Genomic DNA, 14,389 nt, shown 5'->3' with positions numbered 1-14,389 from the left:
CCCTTCTGAGTTTTTCATATTTCAATACCTTTTTTTGATTCTTTTTCTTTTAAACTCATGCGGCAATTTGTTTCATAACTTTCCTCTGGGGAGAGCAGGATTACCACAGGCAATGGATACACAAATGTTTCGTATCCAACCAGCTGGGGAACTACTTTGAGCATCAGTTACTATGATGATTACAACTTTCCTGGCGGCAACCCTTACCCTTACGCAGGTTCAGATGCCAGCGGTATGACCAGGGGACAGCTTACAGGCAGTAAAACTGCAGTGGTTGGAACAGTTTCAGATATGCTCTGGGGCGTTAATTATTATGATGCCGAAGGAAGGGTAGTGCGCAGCTTTAAACAGCACTATAAAGGCGGATTGGTGGTTGCAGGTAATTACGACGAGGTAAGCAATACCTATGATTTCACAGGCGCTGTGCTGACCAGCAACAGGAGCCATAAAGTAGGCGGAACCGAGACGCTTAAATCCTTGACTGAATATACTTACGACCACCGTGGCCGCAAAATAGATACCTGGCAAACAATGAATACCGGCACAAGAACCTTGCTTTCGCGTTTGGAATATGATGATCTTGGTCAGCCTTACAAGAAAAAGCTGCACTCTACCAACAGTGGTTCAACATTTCTTCAGACTGTTACCTACTCATACAACGAACGTGGCTGGCTAAGGACTGCGAGCGCACCTTTACTGAGCTTCGAACTGAGGTATGATGTTCCTACAAGGGGAGGTGTAAGTCAGTACAATGGTAACATTTCAGAATTTGAGTATACTGCGCCCACCAGTGGGAATAAGTGGTTTACCTATGGCTATGATAATATTAATCGTTTGCTGCAAAGTACTTACAGCACCGCCAGTGAGCTAAATGAAACCCTTGTTTATGACAAGAATGGTAACATTACTTCCCTACGCCGCGGGCTTTCAAGCAGTACGCCAATCAGCTATACCTATGCTAGCAGCGGAAATAGCAACCAGCTGAGCAGTGTTTCAGGGTTAATGGCGGGAAGTTTCGCTTACGTGAAAACGGTAATGCCAAGACAGATGGGATGAGAAGTGTAGGCATGACCTATAACCATTTGAATCTGCCTGCTACAGTGACTGGAGGTATTGGAGCAACTTATACTTATGATGCAGGAGGCAACAAACTAAAATCCGTTCAGGGATCACTAACCGTGGAATATATCAGCGGGGTGCATTATAAAAATAATGTGCTTGATTTTATGTCTACAGACGAAGGTCGGGCGGTTAGAAATAGCAGCACAGGGGTTTATAAATACGAGTACAGCCTGAAAGACCACCTTGGCAATGCAAGAGTGTCTTTTGATGACAACTCGGGAACTGCAAGGTTGATACAGGAAGATGAGTTTTATGCATTTGGATTAAGCAGGGCAAAATTTGTATCTGGTGATAAAAACAATTATCTTTATAATGGCAAGGAGTTGCAAACAGCGTTAGCTGATGTTTTTGATTACGGCGCAAGGTTCTATGATCCGGTAATTGGAAGGTGGAATGTGGTGGATCCGTTGGCGGAAATGATGAGGAGACATTCTCCTTATAATTATGCGTTCAATAATCCAATGAGGTTTACTGATCCCGATGGTATGGCTCCTCAGTCATTTAATAATTATGCAAAAAATATGGATATGGAGTTAGGGATTAATATAGGGAAGCGCTCCGATGGACCAGGAGATGAAGAGAAAAAGAAGAAAAACCCAAAGAAAATTGCAGAAAAAAAGATGGAAATCAAGAATACGATTAAAGAGAACAAAAAAGTTGGAGGAAGTGGAGTGTCGTTGTCTGCTGGATTAGGTTTGTTTTACCAAGGGCTGGAATTATCAGTAGGAGCGTTCGGAAAAGGGCCGTTTAAGACGCCTTACCTTTCTATTGGTGTTCCTAAAAATCCACTATACTTTAATGCATCCATTTCGGGGCAGTTGCTAGCTGGATCCTCTAATACTGGTCAATTCAACTTAAGCGGCTATGGAGAGACAGTTGCGGGCGGGATCGGTCCTGTGTCCGGAAGTTATTCAGCAGATGATATCACTAAACCAACTTATGCAATATATGGGGTAGGCGTTGGAGCAGGTGTCAAATATACAGGTGGGTATACATTGACGAAAACTTATACATCACCCATTCCATTAGTTTTTTATATGGTCGGTTTATTACGACCAAATTTTTAGAAGGATGAAATATTTGTTATTAAGTTTAGGGTTTATAGTAGTTTTTTTTCTTCTCGTTAAACTGCTGCTCCCTAATTTATCGGATACTGATTGTATATTAGATCAAGAGTTTATCGGCAATCAATATATCGGGGTCGTGAAAGACAAGTATGTCGATGTTTCGCAGCATTCTTATCCAATCATAAAAATACTTGATTCGAGAGATTCTGTTCTGACTCTTAATCTAGTTATGGAGAAAACCGGTTTATATGATAAAATAGAAGTTAGTCAGCAGATATATAAACTAAAAGGAAGTGACACAGTATTCTTGTTAGCACAAGGCAAGAAAATCCCATTAGGGAAAGCTGATTTTGGTTGTAAATAACTGGATCGTGTTATTACCATTTTTTTGGTAATGGGTAAGTTATTATGTTGAAATGTGATCTGAATTATAATGTTAGGACACATTTCAACATAATTTTTTCCAGATAAGATATCGGTTTCTATATCTTGTTTAGTAGTGAAATGAAAACTATTGCTTACTATTCAATGTTAAGGTGTAAAAGCTCACCAAGTTTTATATTTATAAAATAACAAGTCTTGTAAGCTTTACTTTTCTATACTGCTGAAACTATCGACGGATGAAATCCCCTAAATATATATCAATCACTTAAACAATATAGTCGCCAAATATTTATCAAAATCTTTACGATAATGGGGTCCCATTTTAATCGATTTGCCATAATGATTCATCTTAATGAAATCTCCTGCAATACTATCTATGTAATCTCTTGAAATAATGAATGATTTATGAACCCTGAAAAATAGGCCAACAGGTTCGAGCAATGCCTGAATTTTATTAAGGGGTAAGTTAGATTCTATTGGTCGCTGGTTAGCAGAATGTATCGTCAAAGATTTGTCTGCAATTTCAATAACAGTGACTTCTTCGTAAAAACAGCGGATAATTTTTTTTTTAGCGATATCCATAATCATAAAATCCCCTTTAGTCATGAATTTGTTCAGATTAATTGAAGGAATTTTTTTAGTTATCTTCTGAATTATTAAATCAAACTGCCATGTGAAAATCGGATGAAATAAGAACTCTATGTCAGATAGATCGTGGGTCTTCATCAAATGGTTCTGGCTTTCGAAGATCAGCACAATCGATTTAAACTGTTTGGAGAGCTGTAGTATTTTCTCCAGATTGGAAACCCCATCGTCATTTACTTCAAAAAATACGACATCGATGGTGGAATGATGCCTTGAGATCATCTCCATTGGCTTATGTGTTAATGCCAATAATTCAATTGAGTTGTTGATTTTAATTTTTTTGGATAGATTTTCAGCTAAGGAACTGTCTTTTACAATCATAATAGATTTAAGCGTCATAGGAACTAGATATAAGTTAGTATTATTTATAACCAATTTAAACAAGATAGCCAGTAGAGCTTTAAAATCTTGCGCAAGAAATCTCTATGTTCACGCAATAAAAACTTCTGTTTGCGGAAAAAATATCTTTTCAAGCGCTTATTTTATACATATGTATAAAATAAGCGTCATCAAATGGAAGAGCAATTTAAAAGAGTGATCGCCTTTAACGCACTCATCAAAAGAAAGGCAACAGGTTCACCGGCCGACCTGGCCAGACGATTTGACATCTCACCGAGTCTGGTAAAAAAGATCATCAGATGTATGAGAGAAATTTTGGATGCACCGATTGAATACAATCGAGATAGAAAATCCTATGTCTACACTAAAGAAGGGATTGTGAAGATCGGTTTCGAAGACAACAGGAAAGCAGAGATCATCAATGCAATCAAGCACATGCTGGATGAGGAGGGGCGAAATGAAAACTAAACTATCTGCCTATACGCTCACAGAGATCCTGGTTGTGCTCGTCATCATTGGCATACTTGTGCTATTGGCGCTACCCAACCTCATGCCGCTGATTACTAAAGCCAAAACCACAGAGGCCAAAATGCAACTCGAACATGCCCATCAACTCCAAAAAGCTTACTTCTACGAACATTCCAGATATTCCAGTAACCTCGAAGAAATAGGCTTTACGCAGGAAAAACTGACGACCGACGGTGCAGATGGCAAAGCCAATTATCAACTGGAAGTAGTAAGTGCTACGGCTACAAACTTTGTAGTGCGGGCCACGGCTGCCGTAGATTTTAATGGAAACGGAACTTTTAACGTTTGGGAGATCGACCAGGAAAAGAACCTTCGCGAAACACAACCTGATTAAGGCGATGATGCAGCTATTCATCCAGCTTTCCATTTTGCTTATTTTAATGGTAATGGCCCTGCAAGACTTCAGGTGCCGTGCTATTTCCTGGTATGCCTTCCCCTTGCTGGCAGTCCTCATGCTACTCGGTAATAAAGATTTCAATATTACAGAAGCTTTTATAAACATTGGCTTACTCCTGATAAACTTCGGCCTGGCTACTTTATTTATCAGCCTCAAAAACCACAGGTTTACAAACCTGCTTAAATCCCATATCGGATGGGGAGATCTATTGATGCTGTTGTGCCTGAGCCTCTATTTTTCACCTGTTAATTTCTTTGTGTTTTACCTGTCAAGTCTGGTATTCATAGCCATCGCGACAGGGACATACATGCTGTTGGCCAAGCCAAAGAATTACACCATACCGTTAGCAGGAATGCAGGGAATGTTGCTATTCGCTTGTATCCTAAGTGCTTCACTATTTGATGTAAAAATCAACAATGTACAATGGTTTGAAAACTACCTCTTATGAAAGATACAGCCGTTTTACATGAGATTAGTACAGAACAGGCCTGGCATTACAGGGTTATTCCAGTTACTTATAAAAATGACCTGCTTGAACTGTATTGTGACCTGGAGGCCGATACAGAAACACTTGGCGATGAACTGGAAATACTGCTGGGCAAAAACGTGAGCCTGGAGCCAACAGCCCCTGAAGTAGTTTCTAAGCTGTTACAGCAACACTACCTGAAGGAACAAAAGGCCGCAGGAATTGAAAACCTGGACCATGAGCCTTCTTCTGACGATTTTTTACATAAACTGATCTCTGAAGCTAGGAAGCTTAAGAGCAGTGACATCCATATTGAAGCTTATGAGGAAAAGTGTAGGGTCAGGATCCGCATAGATGGCATGCTGATCGAAAGGTATCTGCTCAGCCGGCTGGAATATCCGGCAATCATCAACAGGATCAAAATACTGGCTAATTTGGATATCGCAGAAAAAAGGTTGCCACAGGATGGAAGGATCACCTTTAAAAATGGCGCGGAACAGTTTGATATCCGTGTGTCTGTTTTACCCACCCTCCATGGAGAAAAGGTTGTGCTGCGCTTGCTAAACAATGATGCTACTAACATTGACCTGTTTAAACTTGGCCTTTCAGAAAGGGATCTGCATAATTACCTGGAGGGGGTAAAGCGGCCTAATGGCATTGTCCTAATCAGCGGGCCTACCGGTTCCGGTAAGACAACTACACTGTACGCTACTTTAAAGCTACTCAATAAAAACACCAGGAACATCCTGACGATAGAAGACCCGATTGAATACACCCTTGAAGGGATCAATCAGGTGCAGTTAAAGGAAAGTATCGGACTGAGCTTCGCGTCTGCCCTGCGGACTTTTTTACGGCAGGATCCGGATGTGATCATGGTGGGTGAAATCCGTGATCCGGAGACAGCAAATATGGCCATGAGGGCTGCCCTGACCGGGCATCTGGTATTATCGACCATCCATACTAATTCTGCTTGGGGCACGATCTCAAGATTAATTGATATGGGCATTCCGGCTTTTTTGGTGGCGAATACCCTTAATACTTCTGTAGCGCAGCGGTTGGTACGCTTGCTTTGTCCGCACTGCAAAACTGCAGAGCCAATGGATGAAAAACGCTATCCGCAAAGTTTTAAACCCTATTACGAAGTCAGGACTCATTATGTGTTGCAGGGTTGCGACCGATGTTATTTCACTGGATATAAAGGCAGAAAAGCGGTATATGAGGTTATTCCGCTGGACAGGGAGCTATCAGCCTTAGTGAAGTCGGGAGACGGGAACGCGGAAATGTTACTCAAACAAAAAGGCATAGGAAGTCTAAGTGCCAATGCTTTTGACCTGTTTGCCGCCGGTGACACTTCGATTGAAGAAATTTATCCCTTATTACTTAACTGATATGACCAGGACGCTCTATATAATTTTATTTCTCGCATTCGGATTGCAATTGCATTCCCTGCCTGCACTGGCCCAGCAAACAAAGGAAGAACGCATAGACTTGCTGGAGAAAAAACTCGTTGGACTATCCGCTTCGGTGCCTGGGCTGAAACAAAAGGTAGAGGTCGGCCTTTCGGGTGTGTCAATCCAGGAGTTCTTAAGGGCCCTGGCACAGGCCAATCAGCTCAATATCAACGTAGATCCGATGCTCAGTATTAAAATAAGCAGCAATGTAACCAATGAAAATGCACTCAACGTATTGCTGTTTCTGGCAAAAAGCTATGACCTGGAAATCAATGTGATCGGATCTATCATTACCGTAGCACAATACAGTCCGCCGATAGTAAACCCTGTGTATGTACCCAAAGATATTGCGGTAAAGTATGGCGCATCTGGTACGCTGTCTATGGAATTGAACAGCGACAGTCTGGTACATGTGGCCCGGAAAATCAGCCGCTTATCGGGCAAAAACATCGTTGTCCCGTTTTCTTTAAAAACCAAACTGCTAAGCGGGTTTTTTACCGATGCACCTTTTGAAACTGCATTGGAGAAACTGGCTTTTGCAAATGACCTGAAGTTGGAAAAGACCAGCGATCAGGTCTTTATCTTCCAGCCGCTGGCGGAGGGGGAGGAATTATACATCAACGCAGATAAAAATACAGACGTAAGAAAGCAGATGAAACCCTCCCAGACCGGAGCTGCTCCTTCCAGTTTTAATGTAGATAAAAAAGGCAAACTGCTGACCATCGATGCGTTGAATACGCCCATTATCGACCTGGTAAAATCAGCAGCTAACGAAACCGGTGCTAATTATTTTCTGTATTCTGAACTGAAAGGCAATATCAGCACCAAAGTAAATAACATGAGTTTTGACCATTTCCTGACCGCGATGTTTAATGGTACAGATTATACTTATAAAGTAGAAAATGGGATCTATTTGATCGGCGACCGCAAGCTGGAAGGACTGCGCAGAAATAAAGTGCTGCAACTGCAATACCGTGCCATTGATACCATTATGATGATGATCCCGACTGAGCTGAAAAAGGGTATTGAGATCAAGGAGTTTAAAGAGCAGAATACACTGTTGTTGTCGGGCTCATCCCCGCAGATCGCAGAAGTGGAGGCGTATATCAAAGAGCTGGATAAGCTGGTGCCAATGGTGCTCATCGAGGTAACGCTCCTGGACGTACGAAAAGGACACACAACAAAAACCGGTATTTCAGCAGGGGTGGCAGATTCTGTAGTGAAAACCCGTGGTCAGTTATTTTCAGGTGTAGACATGACCCTTGGAGCCAGTACCATTAATGACCTGCTGGGCAAACTGGGCAGCAACAGCGTATTCAATATCGGCAAGGTAACGCCAAATTTTTATGTAAAGTTGAACGCACTTGAAGGCACTGAAAATGCTGAGATCAGGCAGGTGCCCAAACTGGCCACTTTAAATGGCCATACGGCAAACCTGAGCATCGGCACTACCCGCTACTATGTGACCAAGACACAGAATGTGTTCTCTTCTGTAAACACGCAAACGGTATTTACGGAGCAATTTAACAAGGTAGAGGCCAATCTAGCTATCGGTATCACCCCGCTGGTATCCGGGGACGATCAGGTGACGCTGAAGATCATGGTAGAGATCTCTGATTTTATTGGCATCCCACCTGCCAATGCGCCTCCTCCAACTTCTACCAGCAAGTTTGAATCGATCATCAGGGCACATAATGAAGACATGATCGTACTTGGCGGAATGGAACGTACAGAAAGAAGCGAAACCGGAAGCGGCGTGCCTTTCCTTTCCCGCATTCCGGTTATCAAATGGCTGTTCAGTAGCAGGGAAAGAACCAAAAGCAAGGTGGTGACGCTTGTGTTTATTAAACCAACCATAATTTATCAGTAATGCTGCAGCGGATTAAGGAACGGTTTGAACTACAGGCACTTATTGGTGTTGAACTCAGGTTAGGAAAGGAGGGTGTTGATCACATCAACGCCTGTACCCTGAGGCTGTCGGGAGATCTGCTTTCCGTAACCAGTAAAAAGGAAGATCTTAAAAATATAGCCCATTTTGCCAAACACTTTAAGCCAGGACCCGTAGCGATATGCCTGACTGGAAAGGGTGTCTTAACGAAAGAGGTTAAGAATGTGCTGGTGATGGATAAGCAAGTGGTTCAACTGGTGATGCCAAATGCCAATCCGGATGAATTTTACTTTCAGCTGTATAGCACAGCGCAGCAGGCGATGGTTTCTCTGATCCGCAGGAAAGTAGCTGATCAAATACTATCAGAACTGAATGATCTGGGCTTTCAGGTTGTCGCACTTAGTTTAGGCGAACTGGATGATGATTCTGCTTACAAAGCTGCCTTTCAGGTGCTACTGAACCAGGAAATAGTTGAAGTGCAGGAGGTGAACTTTGCCCATAACCGCCGGCAAATGTTTGCAAAGGCTAGGGTACTTGGGGTAGCAGTTGTTTTTGGAAGCACACTCTTTGCCTTGCTGGTCATTAGTTTCCTGTTGTCGGGTTATTTTGATGGAAAGGCCGACCAACTTGCTCTTAAAAGAAACGCGACTGGGATGGAAATTAAGAAATATCAGGAAATGGAGGCTGATGTGATGCAGAAAGCGGTGCTTATCATCCATACCGGCTGGGCAGGGGGATATCCCTTAGCCTGGCTTACTGATCAGCTGATGGTCAGCAAACCTGCTGCAATTACGCTGCGGCAATTAAACATCAATCCGCTAAAACCGACAAAAATACAAGGTGCTGCATCTACAGAAATCTATGAAGTAAACAAGATTGTGGTGAGTGGAGTTTGCGACCAGGCTGCCACGCTAAACAACTGGTTGTTTGAGATCAGGTCTAAAAGCTTTGTAGCTGCATGTGCCATTGGTCAGTATGAATTAAACAAGGAGAGCGGGATGGGGAATTTCACCATTTACATAGTTTTAAAGGATTATGAAGGTTAAGGAAATCAATTATCTTCTTTTATCTAAAGTAATGCTGCCTCTGGGTTTAGTGATCGGCTTTGCGGCTTATCAGTGCTGTTTTAAACCCGGCATGGAAAATTACCGAAGATATTCAGGGCTGAAACAGGAAAATAGCGCCGGGAGTTTGAGCATTAGTCCGGCTTATTCAGTTAGCCGTGAAGCGGCCGTCAGTAGTTTATACAGGCGCTTTCTGGTTGATACACTGCTATGGAAAAATGACCTGTGGAACCAATGTGCAAAGCTCTCCCAGCAATTTAACTGTTCGGTAGCCGCATTTCCGGAATTGAGCCGTATGGAAAGCGAACAGCAGACTGTGCTGAGACAAGAAGTGGTGTTCAACGGAGATTTTCACAGTTTGCTTGCTCTGCAGCATGCACTGGATACGATTAGGAATATAGGGCTGGTTGGAGGGCTGAGTTACAACCGGAATCCAAGGGCATTGCAAACGACTTTAAAGATCCAGCTTTTGGCGCTACCGGAAAGGAGAAATCCATGAAGTCTAAATCAATTGTTTATTTGCTGGTTTTTTCAGTATTGGGAATTTGGGGTGTCATTCTTTTCAGAGTTTTCTTGTCTGTAAGCGATAAGGATAATGATGTGATGTATAGGGCAAGCGTTTTGCCCTCGCGAAAAACCGACGTCCCGAAATTGTATCCTGATACCTTCAAATTGCTGATGAATTACCAGGATCCTTTTACCGGAACACCTGCTATAAAAAAAGACACTTCGAATATTAACAGCAGAAAAGTGCCGCTGACAAGTTTGCCAGTGCCGCCTGAAATAAATCCTGCAGGGCAAATGAAATACTTAGGTTATGTAAGGGACGGGAGAGAAAAGAACAGTGTAGCCATTATCAGTTATAATGGTAAGGAAAAAATGATGAAAAAAGGGGATACCATTGGCGGTGTGACCTTGACAGCGATACAAAAGCAGGCCATAATGATGCGGTTTAAAGGCAAAATGATCACAATTAAAGCGGAATAAGATGAAGGGGAAAATAATACTACTACTGGGTTTAAGCTGGTTGGTCGCTTGCAAGCCAATGGAGCTAAAGCAAATCGATCTGATTAAGAACCGTGTGATGGTGCAGGTGGCCGATACTGTTATCAAAGCGGAATTGATGGAAGGAAAGATCAGCATCGATCTCAGGCATACCTATTTCTGGTTTGAGAATGGCAGGATCAATAGTTCCCAGGGTGCCTATTCGGGTAAACTGCTTCATGGTAATTTCAAATCCTATCATTCAGGAAGTAAAAGGTTGCTGGTCGCAGGGCAGTTAGATCATGGATTAAAAACGGGCAGCTGGCTGAGCTGGTATGGCGATGGAAATTTAATGCAGCGCAAGATGTATAAAAATGGCTTACTGGATGGGCTGTTTATGCAGTTCGATAGCTCAGGCCGGCCTGTGGATACCATGAAATATAGAAAAGGCATCCTGAAACAACAGAAAACAGATACGGTGGGGTTCTATCGGAAATTTAAAAGGTTTTTAAAATTTAAGAAAAAATGATCCGCTCATCTGCATTGTACATTTCCTTAATCATTTCAATTCTTATTGTATTGATCTGCGGAGCCTTACTCATGATTGGGTTTACCTACAAAATGTTTGAGCGCAAGCAGAACAGGCTGAGGGTGCTTAAAGAAAATGTAGCATCCGGAACACTAATGGTATTGCAAAAAGAATTTAAAACAGATACTTCTATGCGGATCAGCCTGTTTGGTCAGGACAGGGACAGTGTGCTGTTGGAAAAGCGAAGCTGGGGGATTTATGAAATAGGAGTGGTGAAAAGCTGGATTCAGCAGGATAGCGTGGGTACAGCTTTTATGATTGGAGCTATGCCGACAGACACTTTAAAAGTTCTGTATTTGACGGATGAGGACAGGCCCATGTCCATTACGGGCGAAAGCATGATTAAGGGAACAGCCTATCTGCCCAAGTCCGGCATTAAAGCAGGTTATGTAGAATCATACGGTTACAAAGACAAGACACTGGTGTATGGAAGTATCAAATCGAGCGGTAGAAACCTGCCGAAACCGGATATGGAGCTGATAGGAAGGATCAGTGACTTAAGTGATTTAGCGATAGATAGTACCGCGCAATTGCCTGATTCTATTAGAAATTCTTTTACTCATAAGCCTGCCAGGTTCCATTTCCCTAAGGAAGTGCTGCTTCCAAACGGGTTTAGTGCAAAGGGTAATGTGATTATTTCCTCTGACAGTTTAATTGTAGTCGCTGAAGGTTCATTGCTTGATAAAGTGATCCTCATGGCACCTGAAGTGAGGATCGGAAAAAAGTTCAGGGGAAATTTGCAGGTATTTGCAACTGATTCTATCTTATTGGGTGACTCAACTCAACTTACCTACCCCTCAGCATTGGTGCTGATAAAAAATGACAGCGCCAAATTTCAGGCGCTTATAAAAGTAGGGAAAGATGTAAGGATATCGGGTCAACTATTTGCGTATGAGGGAGAACGGTCTTTACTAATGCCAATCATATCAATAGGCGAAAGGACATTGATTAAAGGAGAAATCTGGTGTCAGGGGTATGTAGGCTTGAATAAAAAAGCAGTTATACATGGATCCGTCTCTGCCATACGGCTGATAGCCAATGTAGGGGCTGCCATTTATGAAAATTACCTGATAGATGTGCGTTTGGACAAAAAAGCATTGTCAAAGTATTATTTAAGTTCCGTGTTGTTGAATGCCGAAAGTAATAAAGGGAAAGTGTTATGCAGGTTAGAATAAAAGACATCAAACTGAAGTCCGCAACTATCGTTGAAACCATCATTGCATTGCTGATCCTGATGATCAGTTTTTCTGCGGGAATGGTGATTTATACGAAGGTTTTGACCACAGGGGTCAATAACGGGCAATTGCGTGCAGATGCTGAAGCACGATTTTTAATGGATAGCCTAAGTACCGCAAGAAATACAGAGCCAGCCAGATTGGTCAGGCAGAAAAGTGTTTTTGAACTGAGCTATGTAGTGGATGAGCGTTTTCCCGGAATGCTATTAATGAAAATGACGGGTACGGATGAAAAGGGCCAGGTTTTGACCCGGCATTTAAAATGGGTGTCAGCGTATGAAGCAGGGGAGGATTAAATCATTTACGCTATTTGAAATTGTGTTGGCAATGATGCTGGCAGGAATTGTGGTGGGCATGGCCTATACTGCATTTACACTTTTTAGCAAAATTTACCGTGATTATCATGCTAAAACTATTTCCCATGCTGATGTGCAATTGCTCAGAAAGCTGTTTGATGAAGACCTGGGCAGTGCGTCAGTGGTCTCAAGTTCTGGCGACCAAATAAGATTTAACGGCCTTTCTGATTCTTCAGGATCACGCTATCTGGTATATCCTGACTTTCTGATCCGGCAGAAAGATAATCTGCCGGATACTTTCAAAATGAAAAACCTGGCGCTCATTACTTTCTTTGAGGGTAGGGAAGTTTCAAACAGTATTGTAGACCAGATGGTGTTTAGGTTTGAATTTGAAGGCTCTCCGATATTGATCAGCGTAACCAAAAGTTATTCAGCCGAAGATTTATTTAATTATACAGACACATTATGGAACAAGTAAACATCGCTGAATTTCGCAGGCAACATAAGAAAACAAGTAATCATATACCAGTTGATAATCAGCACTATAGGTGGTCTAAATTGAAAGAATTGTTTACTAAAGACCTTACTTTTGGAGGGAGTCATTTGAATGATCAGAAAAAAGACCATTTCTTTTTTGAGCTAAGCACCTTGCTGCAATCGGGGATTGATCTTAAAAATAGTCTGGATCTGGTGACACTGGAAAGCCTGAAGGACAAGCACCTTGGAATATATAAAGAAATTAAAGAGAAAGTGATTAATGGTGAGTCGCTGGCCCGGGCTGTAAAAGGTACCGGCAAATTTTCTGACTATGATTTTTTCAGTATCGAGATAGGTGAGGAGACTGGTAACCTGGCCGAAGTACTGAAGGACCTGGCTGTATATTACAAGCGGAAAGTAGAGCAGCGTAGGAAAATAGTTGCTGCGCTGACTTATCCTGCCATTGTCTTGTGTACCTCTGCAGCTGCGGTATTCTTTATGCTGCGGTTTGTCGTGCCCATGTTCAGCGATGTATTTAAACGCTTTGGAGGTAAACTTCCATGGATGACAGATATGGTGATCAGAAGTTCGAAGCTGATGGGCGCGCTGTTTTTACCCGGAGTGCTGGTCTTAGGCCTGCTTATTTCTTTCCTTTACGCCAACCGGAATAAACATAGGTTCAGAGATTTATCCAGTCGCCTCGTCTTGAAGATTCCGTTGATTGGCGAATTGGTCACCAAGATATATCTGGCCAGGTTTTGCAATACCATGCGCTTATTGATCAGCACTAAGATCCCTTTGCTAAGGGCGATAGCCATGTCGAGACATACCATCGGGTTTTATCCTGTTGAGCAGTCCCTTAAAAAAGTGGAACTGGAGATTATGGCGGGGAAATCGCTGCACCTGAGCTTGCAGGAGTTTTCTATCTATCCGCCTAAAATGATCCAGCTGGTAAAAGTGGGAGAGGAGATCAATAAGCTGGATTACTTTTTTGAGAACATAGCTGATCAGTATGTAAAGGAAGTAGAGCATCAAACTAGTACAGTAAGCAAGTTGATCGAACCGCTGATTATCATATTTCTGGGGCTGGTAGTAGGATTTATCTTGATCTCCATGTACCTGCCAATGTTTGAAATGGGTAATAGTTTTTAGGTTGGTTTGTCTATTCCTAAAATTGCCTTACCAAATTCGGACTAACCATTTAACTTTATATTACTATGGAAAAACCGAGAAAAGGGACACAGACAGGGACATTTGTTACCTATGAGGATTCTTTTAAAATTGCCGTTGCCCGGGAATACCTTGAAGGCAAACTGAGCCAGGCGCAGCTTGGCCGTAAGTATGGGCTTAGCAGCGGCGAAGTAGTTCGCTATTTCGTGAACTGGTACAAAAAGTACATCAGCCAGGCCGAGGTTTGGGAGTCGGGCAGCCCGCTTGCGTCAAATGCTGATCAGGGT

17 protein-coding genes and 1 pseudogene are annotated in these 14,389 nt (G+C 42.4%); 17 read left to right on the top strand and 1 reads right to left on the bottom strand.

What is annotated here, in order from left to right:
- The first annotated feature begins 156 nt into the window (after positions 1–156).
- Genes EZ437_RS16205 through EZ437_RS16195 form a run of 3 tightly spaced genes read left to right on the top strand, consistent with a single transcriptional unit; the run spans position 157 to position 2,553 of the window.
- Positions 157–1,056, top strand: coding sequence for an RHS repeat domain-containing protein (locus EZ437_RS16205; RefSeq protein ID WP_131597119.1), 900 nt, complete (start codon positions 157–159; stop codon positions 1,054–1,056).
- On the top strand, positions 1,053–2,189 hold the full coding sequence (locus EZ437_RS16200; RefSeq protein WP_131597118.1) for an RHS repeat domain-containing protein: 1,137 nt from the start codon (positions 1,053–1,055) through the stop codon (positions 2,187–2,189). Before EZ437_RS16205 ends, EZ437_RS16200 begins: the two co-directional genes overlap by 4 nt.
- 4 nt (positions 2,190–2,193) lie before the next feature.
- Positions 2,194–2,553 carry a hypothetical protein gene (locus EZ437_RS16195; RefSeq protein WP_131597117.1) on the top strand — a complete coding sequence of 120 codons (360 nt, stop codon included), beginning with the start codon at positions 2,194–2,196 and terminating at the stop codon, positions 2,551–2,553.
- Between the two features lie 281 nt (positions 2,554–2,834).
- On the opposite strand, the gene EZ437_RS16190 is transcribed toward EZ437_RS16195, so the two are convergent.
- Complete coding sequence (locus tag EZ437_RS16190; RefSeq protein ID WP_131597116.1) at positions 2,835–3,557, bottom strand: LytR/AlgR family response regulator transcription factor; 723 nt, start codon at positions 3,555–3,557, stop codon at positions 2,835–2,837.
- 174 nt (positions 3,558–3,731) lie between these two features.
- Between EZ437_RS16190 and EZ437_RS16185 the strand changes: the two genes are divergently transcribed.
- The 14 genes and pseudogenes from EZ437_RS16185 to EZ437_RS16120 all read left to right on the top strand — a co-directional run.
- Complete coding sequence (locus EZ437_RS16185; RefSeq protein WP_131597115.1) at positions 3,732–4,025, top strand: hypothetical protein; 294 nt, start codon at positions 3,732–3,734, stop codon at positions 4,023–4,025.
- Positions 4,015–4,419, top strand: coding sequence for a type IV pilin protein (locus EZ437_RS16180; protein ID WP_131597114.1), 405 nt, complete (start codon positions 4,015–4,017; stop codon positions 4,417–4,419). The genes EZ437_RS16185 and EZ437_RS16180 overlap by 11 nt, the downstream gene beginning before the upstream one ends.
- 4 nt (positions 4,420–4,423) lie before the next feature.
- Positions 4,424–4,930, top strand: a complete 507-nt coding sequence (locus EZ437_RS16175; RefSeq protein WP_131597113.1) for a hypothetical protein — start codon at positions 4,424–4,426, stop codon at positions 4,928–4,930.
- The gene (locus EZ437_RS16170; RefSeq protein WP_131597112.1) at positions 4,927–6,336 is read left to right on the top strand and encodes a GspE/PulE family protein; all 1,410 of its coding nucleotides are present in this window, start codon (positions 4,927–4,929) and stop codon (positions 6,334–6,336) included. Before EZ437_RS16175 ends, EZ437_RS16170 begins: the two co-directional genes overlap by 4 nt.
- 1 nt (position 6,337) lies before the next feature.
- Positions 6,338–8,269, top strand: a complete 1,932-nt coding sequence (locus EZ437_RS16165; RefSeq protein WP_131597111.1) for a type II secretion system protein GspD — start codon at positions 6,338–6,340, stop codon at positions 8,267–8,269.
- Positions 8,269–9,333 (top strand): hypothetical protein, encoded by a 1,065-nt coding sequence (locus EZ437_RS16160; RefSeq protein WP_131597110.1) that lies wholly within the window; start codon positions 8,269–8,271, stop codon positions 9,331–9,333. Before EZ437_RS16165 ends, EZ437_RS16160 begins: the two co-directional genes overlap by 1 nt.
- Positions 9,323–9,850, top strand: coding sequence for a hypothetical protein (locus tag EZ437_RS16155; RefSeq protein WP_131597109.1), 528 nt, complete (start codon positions 9,323–9,325; stop codon positions 9,848–9,850). Before EZ437_RS16160 ends, EZ437_RS16155 begins: the two co-directional genes overlap by 11 nt.
- Positions 9,847–10,338 (top strand): hypothetical protein, encoded by a 492-nt coding sequence (locus EZ437_RS16150; protein ID WP_131597108.1) that lies wholly within the window; start codon positions 9,847–9,849, stop codon positions 10,336–10,338. Before EZ437_RS16155 ends, EZ437_RS16150 begins: the two co-directional genes overlap by 4 nt.
- Before the next feature lies 1 nt (position 10,339).
- Positions 10,340–10,864, top strand: a complete 525-nt coding sequence (locus EZ437_RS16145; RefSeq protein WP_131597107.1) for a toxin-antitoxin system YwqK family antitoxin — start codon at positions 10,340–10,342, stop codon at positions 10,862–10,864.
- On the top strand, positions 10,861–12,099 hold the full coding sequence (locus EZ437_RS16140) for a hypothetical protein (RefSeq protein ID WP_131597106.1): 1,239 nt from the start codon (positions 10,861–10,863) through the stop codon (positions 12,097–12,099). Before EZ437_RS16145 ends, EZ437_RS16140 begins: the two co-directional genes overlap by 4 nt.
- A complete protein-coding gene (locus EZ437_RS16135; RefSeq protein ID WP_131597105.1) occupies positions 12,084–12,455 on the top strand; it encodes a hypothetical protein in 372 nt (123 codons plus the stop codon). Before EZ437_RS16140 ends, EZ437_RS16135 begins: the two co-directional genes overlap by 16 nt.
- Positions 12,436–12,933 (top strand): PulJ/GspJ family protein, encoded by a 498-nt coding sequence (locus EZ437_RS16130; protein WP_131597104.1) that lies wholly within the window; start codon positions 12,436–12,438, stop codon positions 12,931–12,933. The genes EZ437_RS16135 and EZ437_RS16130 overlap by 20 nt, the downstream gene beginning before the upstream one ends.
- Positions 12,921–14,084 (top strand): type II secretion system F family protein, encoded by a 1,164-nt coding sequence (locus EZ437_RS16125; RefSeq protein WP_131597103.1) that lies wholly within the window; start codon positions 12,921–12,923, stop codon positions 14,082–14,084. The genes EZ437_RS16130 and EZ437_RS16125 overlap by 13 nt, the downstream gene beginning before the upstream one ends.
- Positions 14,085–14,149: 65 nt before the next feature.
- Positions 14,150–14,389: pseudogene (locus EZ437_RS16120) on the top strand (hypothetical protein); the annotation flags it as partial.

This window comes from Pedobacter psychroterrae (genome assembly GCF_004331695.1).
GTDB classification, from domain to species: Bacteria; Bacteroidota; Bacteroidia; order Sphingobacteriales; family Sphingobacteriaceae; genus Pedobacter; species Pedobacter psychroterrae.
Note: the sequence above shows the minus strand (reverse complement) of the source record. Positions and strands in the feature narration are given on the sequence as shown.